This window comes from Dactylosporangium thailandense, from assembly GCF_059739745.1.
Genome location: NZ_AP029195.1, coordinates 9,644,875 through 9,662,195, shown reverse-complemented (window position 1 = coordinate 9,662,195; position 17,321 = coordinate 9,644,875). Strand labels below are relative to the sequence as shown.

General features: G+C 73.7%; 11 protein-coding genes and 1 pseudogene. 7 read left to right on the top strand and 5 right to left on the bottom strand.

Features of this window, described 5'->3' with window-relative positions; genetic code table 11:
• Positions 1-187 precede the first annotated feature (187 nt).
• Together AC6JBM_RS42900 and AC6JBM_RS42895 are read right to left on the bottom strand one after the other, a co-directional pair.
• Positions 188-535: pseudogene (locus AC6JBM_RS42900) on the bottom strand (phage holin family protein); the annotation flags it as partial.
• A gap of 1,378 nt (positions 536-1,913) precedes the next feature.
• Positions 1,914-3,665 (bottom strand): type VII secretion protein EccE, encoded by a 1,752-nt coding sequence (locus tag AC6JBM_RS42895; RefSeq protein ID WP_497979493.1) that lies wholly within the window; start codon positions 3,663-3,665, stop codon positions 1,914-1,916.
• 84 nt (positions 3,666-3,749) lie between these two features.
• Here AC6JBM_RS42895 and eccB point away from each other — a divergent pair, with 84 nt between their 5' ends.
• Positions 3,750-5,096 carry a type VII secretion protein EccB gene (gene eccB, locus AC6JBM_RS42890; protein ID WP_497979492.1) on the top strand — a complete coding sequence of 449 codons (1,347 nt, stop codon included), beginning with the start codon at positions 3,750-3,752 and terminating at the stop codon, positions 5,094-5,096.
• Here the strand turns inward: eccB and AC6JBM_RS42885 are convergent, their stop codons facing one another.
• The gene (locus tag AC6JBM_RS42885; RefSeq protein WP_497979491.1) at positions 5,097-5,894 is read right to left on the bottom strand and encodes a DNA adenine methylase; all 798 of its coding nucleotides are present in this window, start codon (positions 5,892-5,894) and stop codon (positions 5,097-5,099) included.
• A gap of 302 nt (positions 5,895-6,196) precedes the next feature.
• On the opposite strand from AC6JBM_RS42885, the gene AC6JBM_RS42880 reads away from it, so the two are divergent.
• Both AC6JBM_RS42880 and AC6JBM_RS42875 read left to right on the top strand, forming a co-directional pair.
• Positions 6,197-6,523 (top strand): WXG100 family type VII secretion target, encoded by a 327-nt coding sequence (locus AC6JBM_RS42880; RefSeq protein WP_350610215.1) that lies wholly within the window; start codon positions 6,197-6,199, stop codon positions 6,521-6,523.
• Between the two features lie 14 nt (positions 6,524-6,537).
• Positions 6,538-6,837: a WXG100 family type VII secretion target gene (locus AC6JBM_RS42875; RefSeq protein WP_497979490.1), complete on the top strand. Its 300-nt coding sequence runs from the start codon at positions 6,538-6,540 to the stop codon at positions 6,835-6,837.
• Between the two features lie 86 nt (positions 6,838-6,923).
• Here AC6JBM_RS42875 and mycP read toward each other — a convergent pair whose 3' ends face one another.
• Positions 6,924-8,168: a type VII secretion-associated serine protease mycosin gene (gene mycP, locus AC6JBM_RS42870; protein WP_497979489.1), complete on the bottom strand. Its 1,245-nt coding sequence runs from the start codon at positions 8,166-8,168 to the stop codon at positions 6,924-6,926.
• 248 nt (positions 8,169-8,416) lie between these two features.
• On the opposite strand from mycP, the gene AC6JBM_RS42865 reads away from it, so the two are divergent.
• Together AC6JBM_RS42865 and AC6JBM_RS42860 are read left to right on the top strand one after the other, a co-directional pair.
• Complete coding sequence (locus tag AC6JBM_RS42865; protein ID WP_497979488.1) at positions 8,417-12,475, top strand: SseB family protein; 4,059 nt, start codon at positions 8,417-8,419, stop codon at positions 12,473-12,475.
• The gene (locus AC6JBM_RS42860) at positions 12,472-12,837 is read left to right on the top strand and encodes a UCP033725 family protein (protein ID WP_497979487.1); all 366 of its coding nucleotides are present in this window, start codon (positions 12,472-12,474) and stop codon (positions 12,835-12,837) included. Before AC6JBM_RS42865 ends, AC6JBM_RS42860 begins: the two co-directional genes overlap by 4 nt.
• Before the next feature lie 124 nt (positions 12,838-12,961).
• On the opposite strand, the gene AC6JBM_RS42855 is transcribed toward AC6JBM_RS42860, so the two are convergent.
• Positions 12,962-13,885: an alpha/beta fold hydrolase gene (locus tag AC6JBM_RS42855; RefSeq protein WP_497979486.1), complete on the bottom strand. Its 924-nt coding sequence runs from the start codon at positions 13,883-13,885 to the stop codon at positions 12,962-12,964.
• 62 nt (positions 13,886-13,947) lie between these two features.
• Here AC6JBM_RS42855 and AC6JBM_RS42850 point away from each other — a divergent pair, with 62 nt between their 5' ends.
• Positions 13,948-15,045: a C45 family autoproteolytic acyltransferase/hydrolase gene (locus AC6JBM_RS42850; protein ID WP_497979485.1), complete on the top strand. Its 1,098-nt coding sequence runs from the start codon at positions 13,948-13,950 to the stop codon at positions 15,043-15,045.
• A gap of 270 nt (positions 15,046-15,315) precedes the next feature.
• Entirely contained in the window at positions 15,316-17,301 is a 1,986-nt protein-coding gene (locus tag AC6JBM_RS42845) for a DUF1800 domain-containing protein (RefSeq protein WP_497979484.1), read from the top strand.
• Positions 17,302-17,321 lie beyond the last annotated feature (20 nt).

Sequence of the window (17,321 nt, the reverse complement as noted above, 5' to 3'; positions counted from 1 at the left end):
TTGGCCCTACGGCGCTCGGTCGTGCCCGGGTTCAGCGATAGTCGCGGTATCCCTGGTTGCTTCGGTCGCCGTAGCCCTGCTGGTACCCACCGCCGTACTGCTGCTGCGGGCGAGGGGGCCGCCGGTCGTAGTCGTCCCGATCGTCCCGCCGGCGCTTCTTGTCCTTGCCGTCCGGCACGAAGAAGTTGAGCAGCCAGCTGACGACGCCGATGAACAGCGCCCCGAGCACGGCCGTGGGCCAGAACTTGTCGACCCGGAACGGCAGATCCAGATACTCGGCAATCTTGCTCGTGAGCAGCAGCAACGCCCCGTTGACGACGAGCGAGATGAGCCCGAGCGTGAGGATGTACGCGAAGCACCCGATCGTCTTGATGATCGGCCGCAGCACCGCGTTGACGACCCCGAAGATCACCGCCACCGCGACGAGCGTGACCACCTTGCGCCCGGTGTCGCCCTCAACCGTGATCCCCGAGATCACGAGCGTCGCCAGCCAGACCGTGAACGCGCTCACGGCGAGCCGGATGAGGATTCCCATGCGGGTGATCGTGCCACGTCGCGGCCAGTCCGGAACACCCCGCTATCACCCCAATGCCCACGCAACGAGACCGAAGCTCACCCAGCCGCCTCACCTACCGCCGAGTAGCACCCGCAAGCCGCCCGTTCGCGATCCCCGCCGTCGCCCTTCGCTCACAGCTGCCGTCGCCCGCTGCGCCTGTGGCCGTTGCCGCCCGCTGTGTCCGTGGCCGTGACCATCGTCGCTGCCCGCTGCCCGCTGCCCGCTGCCCGCCGTCTCCCGTTACCCCCGGCCCGTAGCTCCCAGGCCCCCGTCGCCCAGCATCGCTGGCCGTCCTCGTCCGCCCGCTGCGGCCCCTCTCTCCCGTCGCTCGCGGCGGCCGTCGTCGCCGCCCGCCCCGCCACCGCCCGCGGTTCGCCTTCGTCCGCCACCGTGGCCATCGCGGTAGTCCAATGCTGTCCCGCACGCTGTCGTGGCCGTCGTAGCCCGCCCCCTGCCTGCCGTCGCCGGCCGCCCTCGTCCGCCGTCGTTGTCGTCTCCAGTGCCGCACCCTTCATCGCCGCCCGCCGTGGCGCCCGCCGCCCGCCGTGGCGCCCGCCGCCCGCCGTGGCGCCCGCCGCCCGCGTGGCCGCCCAGCGCCCGCCGCCCGCGTGGCCGCCCGGCGCCCGCCGCCCGCAGCCCGCCGTCTGCGGAGTCGCACCGGCCGCCCCCGCTGTGGCCGCTCGCCGTGGCTCGCGCTGCTCGCTGCCGCTGTGGCCGCTCGCCGTGGCTCGCGCTGCTCGCTGCCGCTGTGGCCGCTCGCCGTGGCTCGCGCTGCTCGCTGCCGCTGTCGCCGGCCGCCGCCGCCCGCTGCGGGCTCGCGTCGGCAAGGAGCGTTCCAGGGCGCTCGCCGCTCGCCGCCCGCCGCCCGCCGCCCGGCGCCTGCCGCCTGCCGGCCGCCGTCTGCTGCGGGTTCGCGCCGCCCGCCGCCCGTCGCCCGTCGCCCGTCGCCCGTCGCGGGCTCGCGTCGGCAAGGAGCGTTCCGGGGCGCCCGCCGCCCGCGTGGCCGCCCGGCACCCGCCGCCCGCCGCCCGCAGCCCGCCGTCTGCGGACTCGTGCCGGCCGCCCCGCTGTCGCCGTCCCCCGTTCGCTGCGGGCTCGCGTCGGCAAGGGCCGTTCCGGGGCGCCCCCCGCCGCTGTGGCCGCCCGCCGGCCGGGGTTCGCGCCGCCCGCCGCCTGCCGGCCGCCGCCGCTGCGGGCTCGTGACGGCAAGGGCCGTTCTGTGGCGCCCGCCGGCCGCCGCCGCCCGCTGTGGGCTCGGGCCGTCCGCTGTTCGCTGCCTGCCGTGGGCTCGCGCAGCCCGGCGCCCGGCGTCCGTCGTGGGTGCGCGCTGGCCGTTGTGAGAGGGGGCGGTGGTTGGTCAGCGGGCGGGGCCTCCCGTCAGTTGGAGCTCGATCGGCGTCGGCGACAGGTGGGTCCAGCGCACGGTCTTGCGGCTCACCACCACGGCCAGCATCTCCGGGCCGATTTTGGTCAGCCAGTCGCGGGACACGCCCAGGCCCAGGGCCTCGCCGGCCAGGGCGGCCTCGTGGGGGCTCAAGGGCTGGAGGAGCGCGAGGTCGGAGCGGGTCAGCAGGTCGACGTCCGCCGAGGTCAGCTCGTCGCGCACGAACAGGATCGAGCGCCAGGCGGTCTCCGGTACCGGGGTTGCCCGGCCCGGGACCGGGCCCACGTCCACGACCAGCAGCTGCGGGCACGTGGACGTGGCCGGGGGTGGGTCGGCCACGCGGCCCGGGGGGACCAGGGCCAGGGACTCCGCGTTGCCCAGGCTGCGGCGGAACGGCTCCCACTCGTGCGGGCGCGCGGACTGGACCACGACCCGCGCGCCGGTGGCCAGCGTGCGCAGGATGACCACTTGGGCGCACCGCGCGCCGCCGATCAGCGTCGCCCGCGTCGGCTCCGGCCGGAACAGGCGCACGACCATCGGCTCCCCGCCGCGGTTGACGCCGAGCATGACCCCCTCGCCGCCGATCACCGGCGCGGCCGCCGCCAGCCGCGGCGCGCTCACGCTCACCGGCTCGGCCCCGCCCGGCGCGAGCCCGTCGCGCCCCGCCACGAGCCCGGCGAGCACCGCGTCGTCGCGCGGCGCGCCCCCGCCCAGCGGCAGCGTCGCCGCGAGCCCGTCGAGCTGAGCGCCGTCGAGCCGCGCCACCTGCGCCCCCATGCTCTCGGCCAGCCGGTGCAGCGCCGTGCTCGCCTGCGTCAGCGTGGCCGCGTCCGGCGTCGCCAGCCGCACGACGAGCTCGGCCCGAACCGGCGGCCCGTCAGCTCCGGCGGGCGGGCCGGAGCCGGAGGCGACGGGCTGGGCGGCCAGCGAAAGCGTCGTCACCGAGGCCGGCAGCGTCAGCAGGCGGCTCATCAGCGGCCCCTGCTCGGGCCACCGCCGGACCCGGAACACCGCCTGGTGCAGGCCGCCGAGCCGCAGGCCCGACCACGTCTCGCGCACGGCGTGAGCCGGGTCGTGCTGGGCCGCCTCCGCGATCGCCGCCAGCGCCGAGAGCGCCGAGAGCGGCCGAGCCGGCAGTCTCGCTCGGGCGAGCAGGCGATCGACACGACGCAGCGCAACCAGGAGCGACTGCTCCAGATCGGCCCGCCGGAAGCCGCCCGCTCGGCGCACTCGCACGGCGACGAGCACTCGTTGGCGCGCGAGCACCCGGCCGGTCGTGAGCTGGCGATATGACGTCGCGGCCGGTGTGGCCGACGGTGCGGCGGCCGTGACCGCGCTGATCAGGAGTTGGACGCGCACCTCCGGCACATCCGGCCCCGGCGCCGGCAGCAATGAGCTGAGCGCGGGTAAGGGCGGTAGGGCGGTGCCGACCAGGCCGGACAGGTCGCCGACGCGGATAATCGCCGCCAGGCCGTCGGTGTCCTCGAGCACGCCCACGTCGGCGCCGTCGAGGTCGATGGTCGAGGTCGTCGCGCCCGGCCGGACCAGGCCGAGCAGCGCGGCCGGTCCGGCGCCGACGGGAAGATCGCGCCGGCGGAAGTGGCGCGCCAGCGGCAGGAGCGCGAGCACGAGGAGCAGCAGGGCGACCGGGATCGCCGCGAGCGCCCGGCCGCCGAGCGCCCAGGCCACGGCCGGCAGCGCGACCGCGCCCTGGCCGAGCGCCACTCGCGTCCCCGCCGACATATCGCCCCCCGCCGATGTTGTGAGGGACTTATCGTATGGCGCCGGTACGACAATTTTGGGGGGCCGATGGCGTCGCGGCAGGACCAGCTGCAGTCGTACCAGTTCGTGGTCCAGCGGGTCGTCTCCGCCCTCGTCGTCCGTGACACCGACCCTGCTCAGCCGCCATTTCGCCGGGTCGCGGGGGCCACGCTGGTCGGCGTTCTGCTCGCCGCGCTCGGGGTCGGCGGCGCGGCCGTGGTCGGGGCGCTGCGCCCTGGGAGTTCTGGCAAATGGCGCAACGACAAGGCGGTGATCGTCGAGCAGGAGTCGGGAGCCCTGTTCGTGTACCGCGACGACGTCCTCCATCCCGTCCTCAACCAGGCGTCCGCGCTGCTCATCCTCGGCTCGGCCGGCGCGCCGACGGTCGTCGTGTCCCGCTCGGCGCTGTCCGGGGCGCCGCGCGGCGAGACCCTGGGCATCCCGGGCGCGCCGAGCTCGCTGCCGCCCGCTTCCGCCCTGCTCAAGGGCCCGTGGGCGGTGTGCTCGACGCCTGATGGGTCGGTGCTTTTCGTGGGTGGGGGGCCTTCGGGCGGTACACCCGCAGCCGACAAAGGCCTGCTGATGACCTCCGCGGACCAGCAGACCTATCTGCTGTGGCACGGGTTCAAGCACCTCGTCCGGCAGCCCGGCGCGGCCCTGCCCGCGCTGGTCTGGTCCGCGCGACCACGGGTGGCGGCGGCGCAGGCGCTGCTGCACGCGGTACCGAGCGGAACCGACCTCGTCACCCCGGCCGTCCCGGACCGCGGAAGGTCGGTGCCCGCCGGCCGAATCGGGCAGCTGTACGGCGTGTCGGCCGGGCAACGCACCGACGCGTTCGTCGTCACCGCCGACGGGCTCGCATCGGTCACGCCGCTGCAGGCCCAGCTCCTGCTCGCCGCGCCCGAGACGCAGAGCCTGCAGCCGGGCGGGAAGCTCCTGCCGCTCAGCCCCGCGGAGTTCTCCGCGCTGGTGCAGGGCCGGCAGGTCAAGGCGTTCGCGCCGGACCCGGGCGGCGACGGTGCGCTGCCCGCCGCGCCGCCGGAGCTGGTCGACAGCCCTCCCCACGCCGTGTGTACCGCCGATGCCCTCACCCTCGACCCCCGGCTCCCCGACCTCACGCACGCGCTGCGCACGGCCGCGGCCACGGCGGAGGGCACGGTGCTGGCCGACCGCGTGGTGATCCGGCCCGGAAGCGGCGCGCTGGTGCGGACGGACACGGGTGTGGTCACCCTGGTCACCGATCTCGGGAGGCGCCACACCGTGCCGGTGCCCGACGCGTTGGGCGCTCTCGGGTTCGGCGGCGAGCAGCCCGTCACCGTGCCGAGTCAGCTGGTCGCGCTGCTGCCCGCGGGTCCGGCCCTCGACCCGGGCGCGGCCGCCGCCGTCGTGGGCTGATCAGTAGTTCGTCAGTACCAGGTCGAAGCTCGCTCGGGCGGATGCGCGCAGGTTGATGTCGCGGCGGGTGGCCATGCGAGTCTCGTTGAACCCGGCGTAGATCCGCCGTGTCGCGTCGGTGTCGCTGTTCGTCATCGTCAGGAACACCCCGCGCCTCGACGCGTCGTGCATCTCGGCCGCCAGCCGTTCGTGGTCGGCGTTTCGGAACTGCCCCGGCGTGTACCGCTTGAAATCCGCGAACCCACCCTCGGGCAGATACGGAGGGTCCAGGAACACCCAGTCGCCCGCGGCCGCCTCGCGCAGTGCGTCGGCGAAGTCGCACAGGCGCACGTCGGCTCCCGCGAGCGCCTGGGAGGCCTCCAGGAGCGTTTCGCGGCGATAGTACGGGCGGTCGTAGGCCCCGTAGGGAGCGTTGAACGCGCCGCGGCGGTTGACGCGCCACAGGCCCCGGAAGGAGGTCTTGTTGAGGTAGATGACGCGCGCGGCCCGCTCGACCGGGCCCAGGCTCGCGGGGTCCTGGCGCCGGACGAGCTCGAACTCCTCGGGCGTGTTCGCCATCGCGTCCAGGCGCTCCATCACCGCCTCCGGCTGGGCCGCGACGGCCTGGAAGCAGGCCACGAGCTCGGGGTTGGCGTCGGAGAGCACCGCCTTGGCCGGGCGCAGCTCGAAGAAGACGGCGGCGCTGCCCATGAACGGTTCCCAGTAGCGGCCGGTGAACGGCGGCGCGGCGGCGACGAGCTGGGCCGCGTACCGCGTCTTGCCGCCGGCCCACTTGATGAACGAGCGGCCCTCCGCCATGCCGGACATCTTAGAGCCCGGCAGGGCGGAGGGCCTCCGTAAAGCGAGCGCCGCGGCCAGCTGTGGCCGGCGTGCGCTGGTCGGGGCGGGAGATTCGGGGCTCCGGCAGTCATGAGCGTGGCGAAGCGGGGTGGGCGAAATGCCGGAAGTTATCCACAGCGAAGCATTGGGGCTGGTGGGGGATCGGTCGAGGCCGATACGGTCGGCCTGTTTTCGGGCTGACCAAGGGTTATCGGCCGCTGTCGTTGCGTGCGGGGCTCCGGGCCGGCCCACGTCCACGAGGAGAAACGGGGTGATCGCCGGTGGTGCAGACCACGCAGGCGCAACAGGCCGAGCTCAGCTCGGCCGCGCAGCGGTTCGAGCAGGTCAACGGCGAGCTGCAGGGCATGCTCAACACGTTGATGCGGGAGTTGGAAGTGACCCGCGCGGGGTGGCAGGGGGCCGGCGGGCGCACCTTCGAGCAGGTGAAGCTCGCGTTCAAGCACGACCAGGGCGTGCTCAACCGGAACCTGCTCGAGACGTCCGAGGGCCTGCGCACGGCGGGACGCAACTACGGCGCCACCGATGCCGAGGCGGCCGGGGCGATGCGCCGCGCCGGGAACGCCGACCTGTCCGCGCTCGGCGGCTGAGGCCGGAGGCTCACATGGACGACATGCTGGTAGTCGACTTCGGGGCGCTCGAGCACACGAGCCAGTCCATCCAGACCGCGCTCAACACGCTGCACTCGCGCCTCGACGAGGTGTCGCAGCTCGGCAAGCGCCTCACGGGCGGCTGGGAGGGCGACGCCAAGGACGCCTACGCGCTGCGGCAGGCAAACTGGGAGCGGGCCGGCGCCGACCTCGCGCAGATGCTGCGCGACATCAAGGTGGGTGTCGAAGAGGCGATGCAGCGGTACCAGGAGACCGAGGCCCGCAACACGCACCTCTTCCCGGGCAGTGGCTGACGCACGGCTCCCGGCGTCAGTGGGCGGCGCACCTCTGAAGAAGGCGTCAGTGGGCGGCGTACCTCTGCGGAAGAGGGGCGCTGCCCTCAGCTCTGAGAGCCGAACGCCGGTGCCGTGCGGTCCGCAGGCGGCTCGGGTGCGGGCCGGAGCGCTCGGAGGCCGGGCCGCCAGCCGCGCCGGCGGCCCCGGGGGAGGATCACGGCCACGGCGAGCGCCAGGAGCATCGCGGCCAGGGCCGCGCAGGCCCAGCCCAGCGTCGTTCGGGTGGCCGCGGCTCGCGCGGTGGCGTCGCGCCGGCCGGGTTCGGCCAGGGTGCGGGTGCCCGGGTCCGGCGAGGCGCCGGTGAGCTCGGTGAGGGCGCGGAAGGGGTTCAGGACCCCGGCGCCGTAGCCCGGCCCGGCCGGTCCGCCGTCCGCGGTGGCGATGAGGCGGGCGGCGACTTCCGGGGCGGAGAGCTCGGGACGGTACTGGCGCAGGAGCGCGGCCGCCGCCGACACGAACGGGGCGGCGAAGCTGGTGCCGTCCATCGTCGCCCATCCCTCCGGTGTTGCGGTCGTCACAATCCCCGAGCCGGGGGCGACCAGGTCCACGTACGCGCCGGTCTGCGACGACGGGGCCCGCCGCCCGTCCGGCGTGATCGAGCCGACGCCGAGGACACCGTCGTAGGCCGCCGGGTACGGGGTGCGGTTGCCCCGCTCGGCGCCGTTGCCCACCGCGGCCACGACCACGACGTCGTTGCGCTGGGCGAAGGCGACGGCGTCGCGGACGGAGGCATCGTCGGAGTACGACACCAGCGAGAGGTTGATGACCCGCGCCTTGTGGGCGACGGCGTCGCGGATCGCGTTGGCGAGCCCGGCGGGCGTGCCGCGGCGGCCGGTCAGGGTGCCGTTGTCGCCCTCGATCTGCTCGCTGACGCGCAGGGCGAGGATCGTGGCCGCCGGGGCCAGGCCGCGAAACGCCGTCGCCGGGGACGGGCGGGCCGCGATGATGCCCGCGACGCCGGTGCCGTGGCCGACGCAGTCGAGCGCGGAGTCGCCGCCGTCGAGCTGGTCGGGGCCGGGCTGGACGGCATCGCGCAGCTGGGGATTGCGCGCGTCGACGCCGGAGTCGACGACCGCGACCACGATGCCGTGGCCGTCGGCAAGAGCGTTGAGCCTTGATTGGTCGTACCGCTGCGAAGGCCACGGCACCCCGGTCGGCGCGGGCTCGGGCCGGCGTGGCGGGCTCGGGCAGGCGCCGGGGGCCCAAGCGTGCGCGATCGGGCTCATGCTGAGCATTGCCGCAAAAGTCGACAAAGCCACCAAAGCGGTCGAGATGCGCCGGCGGGGCATGGGCGTCATGCTAGGGGCTGAGGCATCGATGGGCTGCCCCGTTGCTGCGCTCCTGTCGTCCGACTCGACGGGTTCAGACGTCGAATGGCTCGTACGGGTGCCGCGAATGAGACAGCCCTGTGAGCCCCCGGCCTTCGATCGCTATGCTGGCCGAAGCGCTTGCCCGCGTCGTACCCCTCGAATTGCCGTGGCCATATAGGTTAGGTTTCGCGACGCGGCGGTTTCCGAGCCCGAAGAGGGGGTGGCCGTTGAGCGAGTGGGAGCCGGCCACCGAGGCCGAGGTCGCCATGCGTGACGCGCTGCGCGCAAACGACCAGGAGCAGTATTTCCGCATCCTGGCGCGCACCGACGTCCTGCTGCCGATCGCGCCCGACAGCTCGCCCGGCAGCGACGGCGGGTGGGGCACCTGGACCACCGAGGGCCGCACGCACGTGCTCGCCTTCACCTCCCCGTCCGCGCTGCAGGAGTGCCTCGCGGGGCACCCCGGCACCCACCGGCGGGTGCCGTTCCGCGATCTCGCGGGGATCTGGCCCAACGTCGAGTGGTGGCTCGCGGTCAATCCGGGGCTGCCCATCGAGGGCTACCTGCCGTCGTGGTTCGTGACCCAGATCAGCCGCGGCGATGTCCGGCTGCCCGGGCGCACCCTCGGGGCGCGGGCGCGCATGGAGCAGGCGTCGCAGCGGACCCGCGCGACCGCGCAGGTGCCCGTCCGCCCGGTGCCCAACCAGCCCGCGCCGACGCCGATCGAGCGGCAGCGCATGAAGGCGGAGCAGCCCCCGGTGCCCCCGGTCCCGCCCGCGCCGCCTCGGCGTGAGGTACCGATGCCGGATGTGGCGCCTCCGGGGGCCTTCCTGCCCACTCGGGCGGATCGCCCGATCAACTTCGAGCGCTCCGCGGGCCGGTCCTTCACGCCCCCGCCGGCCGCGCCCGCTCGTCCCGCCCCTCCGCCCCCCGCCGACAACGGCCCGACCTCGCCCGCGCCCACCTCGGGTGCCGGATCGGTCCGCGGCCGTGCGTCGTTCCCGGGCGCGGCCCCGCGCGCGCTCTTCGACGACTCCGACCGCAAGCCGCTGGACGTGCCGGCGGAGCGCGAGCTGTTCTCGGGCGTCGAGCGTCCCGCCTCGGGCCCGCCCGCCGAGCGCCCGCCGACCGGCCTGCCCGGGCGTCCGACCGGCCGCCCCTCCCGCGCGCTCAGCGACCCCGGCCCGCCCATACGGCCGGCGGCCGATCCCGGCTTGCCCCAGCGACCCGCCAACGACTCCGGCCTGCCCCAGCGCCCGGCCGGAGACTCCGGGCTGCCCCAGCGGCCCGCGGGAGACTCCGGCCTGCCGCAGCGACCGGCCGGCGACTCCGGGTTGCCCTCCAGGTCCGCCGGGGGCGGCGACGAGGGCGGGGATCCGCGTCGGTACTGGCCGCGCCGCGAGCCCGCGCGCAGCCTCGGCGAGATCTACACCGAGCACGCGGAGCCGGTCATTCCGGCCGCGTGGCAGCCGCCGCCGGACCTTCCGCTGACGTCGGGGCCGCCGTTGCCGACGCGGCAGCCGCAGACCTCCCGGCCCGAGGCCGACTCGCAGCCGACGTTCCGCCCCGGTGGCACGCTGCCGCAGCGACCGGGTTCGGGCACCGGCCCGCGCTCGGGGGAGCCGCTGCCGTCCCGGCCGGTCCAGGGCGAGCCGCTGCCGTCCCGGCCGCTTTCGGGCGAGGTCCTGCCGCCGCGGCCGGGTGCCGCGGACTCCGGTTCGTACCGCTCCGGCGCCTATCGCTCCGGCGACCCACTGCCGTCCCGGCCGGCCCCCGCCGAGCCGGCGCCCTACCCGCCCGCCGAGCCCGTCGCGCCCAGCGAGGCGACGCAGCCGATCCGGTCCGGGTGGACCGGCTCCGCGGATGTTCGCCCCGGCCGGCCCGGACTCGCCGCCCGCAGCGGTGGCGAGGCCTTCCAGCCCGCCGAGCCCCCGAACGGCGGCCAGTCGTGGTCGCAGGCCGCGTCTGCCGCCGCGCCCACCACCCCGACGCCGGTATCGCCGGCGCCGGCGCCCGAGCCGGACCCGTCCGCGCCGCTGCCGTTCGATCGCCCGGTGTTCGACCGCCCCGGCTTCAGCCGCCTCGACGTCGAGAGCCCCGAGGCCGACGAGACCCCGTCCAAGTCCTTCGGCGACACGTCCGCGGGAGCGCACAGCGCCGGCTTCGGCCGCGCGGCCGGCCTCGACGAGCACCCGTTCTTCGCCGACGGGCCCGACGCGGGCGGCCGGGGCCTGTTCGATCCGCCTTCGCGCCCGCAGCAGCCGCCCGCCGAGCCGGCGCGCCCCGAGGGTGGCCAGACCTCCTGGGCGGACAGCTTCGATCCGCCTTCGCGCCCGCAGCAGCCGCCCGCCGAGCCGGCGCGCCCCGAAAGTAGCCAGACCTCCTGGGCGGACAGTGCGTGGGCGAACAGTCAGCCCGCCGAGCAGCCGTTCTCCGCCTGGGGCACCCAATCGTCGGCCGAGCCGGTCGTCGACGAGGCCCCGGGGGCGTTCTTCAGCGGGCGGGCCGAGGTGCAGCCGCCGGCCGCGGAGCCGCCGCGGGGCTTCTTCGGGGACCCGCCGGCCCGCGAGGACGAGCAGCGCCCGTTCTTCGAGGACGAGGCGGAGCCGCGGCCGTTCAACGCATTCGGCGGGTCCCGGACGGACGACCCGCCGATCCGCGACCCGTACGCCGCGCTCGCCGACCTCCGCTCCGAGCCCGAGGACGAGCCGGCTCAGCCGTCGTTCGCCTCGGGCATGCAGTCGCTCGCCGAGCACCCTCCCGCGACCGATCCCGAGCCCGCTCCGGCCTGGAACGAGCGCCCGGAGTCGACGTGGACGGACACGCGCCCGCCGGCGGACGCGCCCACGGGCGAGAGCACCGGCTCGTTCTTCCTGCCCGGCCCTGCCCGCGACGCCGAGTCCGCGCCCGCCGCGGCCGAGCCGTCACCCGCACTCCGCTCGTTCTTCGAGGACGGCGAGGCCGAGCGCCCCGACTTCCAGCAGTCCGTGGTCCAGGACCTCCCGAAGCTCGACGACCAGAGCATTGCGCCGCCGAGCGAGGCCGCGTCCGCCAGCGGGTTCCGGCCCGTGATGGATGACGCGCTGCCGACCACGGGGCAGGGGTACCAGGCCGGCGCCGAGGCGGGTCAGGACGCCGGGTTCTCGTGGGCGTACCAGGACGAAACCCCGCAGCCGCCGGAGTCCGTGGTCGAGCCCGAGATCGTCGACGACGCCCCGGTGCGGCTGCACGACGAGATCGTCGACGCCGAGGTCGTGACCCCGCCGTCGCCGGCCCCCGCGCCTGAACCGGAGCCGGAGCCGGAGCGGCCGAAGGTGCCCGCGGCCGACTTCCACCCGGCGAACACGGTCGAGAAGGACCTGTTCGAGGCCGTCCAGGCCAACAGCACCGACCGGTTCCTGTCCACGCTGCTGCTGGCCAAGGTGCTGATCCCGTTCTGGACCGGCGACGGGCCCGTCGAGCCGGCGAAGTGGCGCACCGAGCACATGAACGGCCTGCCGCACCTCGTCGTGTTCACGTCGCAGGAGCGCATGACCGAGCGGCTCGGCGAGGACGCGCGCGGCAGCTGGATCAAGTTCACGCGCCTGATCCGGCAGTGGCCGCCCGGCGACCAGCTGGCATTCGCGATCAACCCGGAGTCGCCCTCCGGCGCCGTCCTGCCCGGCACCGAGGTCATCCAGCTCGCGAGCTGGGCGACCGAGATGGGACTCGGCGTCGACGACCCGGACGAGCAGCCCGTCGCCGCGGCGCCCAAGCCGGAGCCGCAGCCGGCTCAGCGTCCCGCGTACGAGCCGCCCGGCTCCGGCCTCGAGCAGGTCATGCAGAAGCCGATCTCGCCCGAACAGCTCTCGTACTACCTCGAGCGCAACTACGACCGCGTCTCGGGCTTCGTGCACCGCGCCGGCGAGGTCGCCCACCTCGAGACGCCCGAGCAGCTCTACAACGCGCTGGGCCTCGGTTACGCCGGGTCGTCGTTCAAGCCCGACGCCGACGAGGCCTACGTCCTGCGCTGGATCGCCTACCGCGGCGACCTGTACCGGATCCCTTACGGCGGGTCGTCGCCCGAAGCCATGCGCGCGATGGAGGGCTGGGTCATCGAGCGCCCGCCGTTCCGCGGCAACGGCTTCGCCCCGAGCGAGACGAGCGACGTCATCGCCGAGTTCAAGGTCGACAGCGCGCGCCTGCCGCACGACGCCGAGCTGTGGCGCCTGCGCCGCGACGGCCGTCAGGACCTCATCGCCCGCCTCGACGCCGACGGGCCGGCCTGGCGAAGGGCGACCCCGTGATCCGAGACGGCTACGCGGCGCGGTGGCACGGCGCCGAGTACGAGGCCAGCCCCGACGGCGACGACGTCCGGCTCTACCGCCCCGACTCGAGCGACGGCTTCGAGGAGGTCCGCCCGGGCCGCTACCGCCGCATCGTCGCGCGCGGCGACGTCGACGAACTCGTCTACGTCCGAACGACCTGCTTCTGGCGCGACCAGCCGTTCATCGTCCTGGGCGAGCACGACGGCTGGTTCCGCGTCGAATACACCGGCGGCCGCGCCCCGGTCGCCGCCGAGCTCGGCCTCGAGGAGTTCGACTACGGCGTCTACCAGGGCTGGGCCCCGCGCGCCGAGGTCAGTGACCTGCGCGAATACCGCGTATGACCATGGCTCGGGCCGCGTCACTTGCGGACCGTTGCTCCCGCCAGACAATAGGGCGATCCGCGGGCCTTCGGCCGGAGGGATCGCCCTAGCCAGGTCCGCGGGGCAAGAGCCGGAAAACCCGCGCTCAGCCGGCCTTGGCCCAGCGGATGATCTCGCCCGTCACGAGGTCGGGCTGCTCGAGGTGCGGGAAGTGCGCCGCGTTCGGCAGGAGCCGCCACTCGTATTCGGCCAGCACGTATCGGCCGGATCCCTGGGCCGTGCGGGGCAGCACCGCCGGGTCCAGCGCGCCGTGCAGTTGGAGCGTCGGGGCCGTGACCGGCTGCTGCAGGAGCTTCACGAAGCGGTAGCCCTGCAGCCGCAGCGCCGAGCGGACCGCCCAGCGATAGGTCTCCAGGGCGCAGAAGGCCGCCTGCGGGATCTGCATCGCGGAGCGGCAGCAGGCCTCGTACTCGCGGTACGACTCCCGGGAAGTCCATTCCGGGGAACCCCACCGGCGCAGGTAGTCACCGACCAGCGCGGCGTCGTGGCGCGTCAGGACGTGCTCGAAGCGGGGCACCTGGAAGCGCAGCACCGGCTTGGCCGCGGCCAGCTGGCCCCGCGGGTCGGTCGCGAGCCCGGCGCGCAGCCGCAGCGGGTGGGCGGCGCCCAGGACGACCAGGCGGCGGACCATCTTCGGGTGGAACGCGGCGGTGGCCCAGCCGATCATCCCGCCGTACCCGGAGCCGACCAGGATCGCGCTGCGCTCGCCCAGGGCGCGGATGAGCCCGGCGACGTCGCCGGCCATCGTGTACCCGTCGTAACCGCGCGGCGGCTTGTCGCTCGCCCCGTAGCCGCGCAGGTCGACGGCGACCGCGCGGAAGCCGGCGTCGGCGAGGGCCGGGAGCTGGTTGTGCCAGGCGTACCAGAACTCCGGGAACCCGTGCAGGAACAGCACCAGCGGTCCGGTGCCGGCCTCCACCACGTGGAATCGGTTGCCGTTGGCGCTCACGAAACGGTGCGACCACGGCCCGTCGATCATGACGCACGTGTCGTCTATCGCGGGGTTCATGCCGCTCAGCGTAGGGCCAAGCCGGTCGAAATCACGCCAGTCGACCGGCTAGCGTTCAGCCCATGTACCCGCCGTTGCCGTTGATTTCCGCCACTGGCACTCCCCGTAAGTGCGGCATCACGTACGGTTCGGTCGCAGCACACGCAATTGCCGCGAACACCGCGAACTACCTGACCCGTTTCGCCGCGGTCGGCATCGACGTCGAGCAGGCCCGCGGTTACGGAGCGCTGTTTCGCGAGGCGGCCCACCGTCACGCACCGCGAGTGGCCGAAATGCTCGACGGCGTGGCCGAGGGCGCCCGGGTGGATGTCGATGAGATCTACGCCCTCAACGGCCGCACGGAGCTGCTGTACAGCGCCAACCCCGGTGCCGAGCCGAGCGAGTGCACCGCGATCGCCGTGCTCGGGCAGCGCACCGCCGGCGGGCACACCCTGCTCGCGCAGAACTGGGACTGGCACCCCGACCAGCGCCCCTACGCGCTGCTGCTCGACACGACCGACGAGCTCGGCCGCCGCGTGCTCGCGCTCACCGAGGCCGGCATGCTCGCCAAGGCCGGGCTCAACGACGCCGGGCTCGGCGTCTGCGTCAACATGCTCGGCACCGAGCACGACCGGCGAGATGGCGGCGTGCCCTACCACGTCCTGCTCCGGGCCGCCCTGGACGCCCCGCACCTGGGCGCCGCGCTCAGGGCCGTGTGCGCCGTCCCGCGCGGCGCGAGCATCAACCTGCTCATGGGCCAGGCCTTCGCCGACGGCACGCCGGGCGAGGCGATCGACGTCGAGGTCGCCCCCGGTGACGTGGGATTCCTGCACCCGTCCGACGGCGTGATCACGCACGCGAACCACTTCGAGAGCGCGCTGCGCGCCGTCGACACGCTCAAGTACATCGGCAGCTCCTCGTTCTTCCGCTCGGCCCGGGCGCGCCGCCTGCTCGGGGACGGGCTCATCGACGAGGACCGGATCAAGGCGGTGCTGCGCGACCACGGCGGGTTCCCGCAGTCCATCTGCCGCCACGACGAGCCGGGCGCCGCCGAGGCGGACCGGACCGAATCGCTGTTCGCGCTCGTCCTCGACCTCGACGAACGGCGTATGTCGATCGCCCACGGGCCCACGTGCGCCGGGGTGGAGTACCGACACATTCGCATGGACGAATCGTCCTGAACCGGACATCGAATCAGGGCGGTTGACGAATTGCAACGACACCTTAAATGTACCTGTGTAAACCGTTCCTGAACCGCGCCGTTGTTACAAGTGTTTCAGCAGCTCAGGAGCGCATTCAAGGCTGCTGTCACAGCGCCGGTGACCTTGGGTCACCGCGGTTGTCTTAAGTCCTGGTCAGCGCACTTCAAGCTCGGGTTGTACGGCATCTGAGCAGCCACTACCTTCCGATCGACAAATGCGCGCCCCCATTCGTCTGATCGGGACCGGTAGATGAACGAGCGTTACGACCCGTACGCCGACGACTCGTACTACGAGTCGGGCTACGAGGACCAGACCGGTCGCTACGGCCGGCCGGGCTACGGCGACCCCCGCTCCGCCGGGCCGCGCGGGAACGGTTCGATGCCCGCCGACCGCGGCGGCTCCGGCCCGCACTTCTACGACCCGAACGCGATGCCCCGCGGCCGCGAGGGCCTGCCGGACATCGACGACGAGGCGGACTACGACGACGAGCCGTCGAGCTGGCGCCGGCGCACCGCGATGGTCGCGATCGGTGGCGGCGCGGCCGCGCTGATCGGCGGCGGCGCGTACGCCGTGACGCAGTTCTTCGGCAAGGGCGCGCACCCGGGCACCGACCCGGCCGCGGCCGACGCCCCGGTGGACAACACCATCCCGGCGTACGTCGACCAGAACCAGAGCCTCATGAACGGCGAGGCGGGCCTGGGCATCCGCAAGAACACGCCCACGTCCGGCGCCTCCTTCGGCACCCCGGCCGACGCCTCCAAGGCCGCCGTGGTCAAGGCGAACACCGTGCTGCCGAAGAAGGACCCGGTTCGCCACCTGGCCAGCCGGCTCACGTTCGGGCCGACCACCAAGGTCATCAGCGACATCAACAAGCTGGGCATCAACGGCTGGATCGACAAGCAGCTCAAGCCCGAGACGATCCCGCTGACCCGCGGCGAGCAGAAGGCCGACGCCGAGCTCGTGACCTACGCGATGTCGTACGACCAGCTCAAGGCCCAGCGCGACGACCTGGACAAGAAGGGCATCCACGCGGATGACCAGAACGTCCGGTACGCGATCGCCAAGCAGATCTTCAGCGACCGCCAGCTCTTCGAGATGATGGTCGACTTCTTCCAGGACTTCCTGCACGTCGCGGCCTTCCACGACGGCAACGAGCTGACCCGCGCGTCCTTCGACCGCGACGTGATCCGCAAGTACGCGCTCGGCAACTACGTCGACATGTTCGTCGCCGCGAACAAGCACCCGGCGCTGCTGCGCTACCTCGACCAGCAGGACTCGACGAAGGACCAGATCAACGAGAACCTCGCCCGCGAGAACCTCGAGCTCTACACCGTCGGGGCCTTCAACGGGTACAACGAGACCGACGTGCGCCAGGCCGCCATGCTGCAGACCGGGCGCAGCATCCGGGACAACCAGTACGTGTACCGGCCGGAGCAGCACTACGTCGGCCCCGTGAAGATCATGGGCTTCACGCACCCGAACGGCGACGCCAAGGCGGGCGAGGCGGTGCAGGAGGCGTACTTCCGGTACATCGCGCTGCACCCGAACACGGCGCAGTACATGGCGCAGAACCTCGCGACGCGATTCGTGTCCGACGTCCCGCCGAAGACCCTCGTCGACGCGATGGCCAAGACGTACCTCGACAAGAAGAGCAACATGTCGGCGGTACTGATGACGATGCTGTCGCGCACGGAGTTCTGGGAGTCCGTCGGGCAGAAGGTGCGCCGGCCGGGCGAGTACCTGACCGCCACCTACCGCGCGCTCGACATCGGCGCGGACGCCCCGGCCAACTTCACGTCGAACAACACGAACATGAGCCCGATGGTCCAGGGCCTCGGCGACATCATGCGCAAGCTCGAGGAGTTCGGCCACGCGCCGATGGAGCTGCCCACGCCGAACGGGTACGCCGACGTGTACGTCGCCTGGACCTCGGCCGGCACCATGGTCAACCAGTGGAACGACGCGTACACCGCGATCACCGGCGGCCGGCGCCAGTTCACGTGGACCAAGCCCGAGGCGCTCATCGCCAACCCGCCGGGCACCGCGGGCGCATACCTCGACGCGCTCACCAAGAAGCTCATCAACGTGACGCTCGACAACGACCGCAAGACCGCGATCCTGCACATCGTGAGCCCGACGATGACCGCCTCCACCCCGGTGGACGCCACGTTCAACGGCGGCATCGCGTCGGTCGTGCGCGCGATCTTCGCCACTCCCCACCACCACCTCCGGTAGGCGGCACACCATGGAGAAGC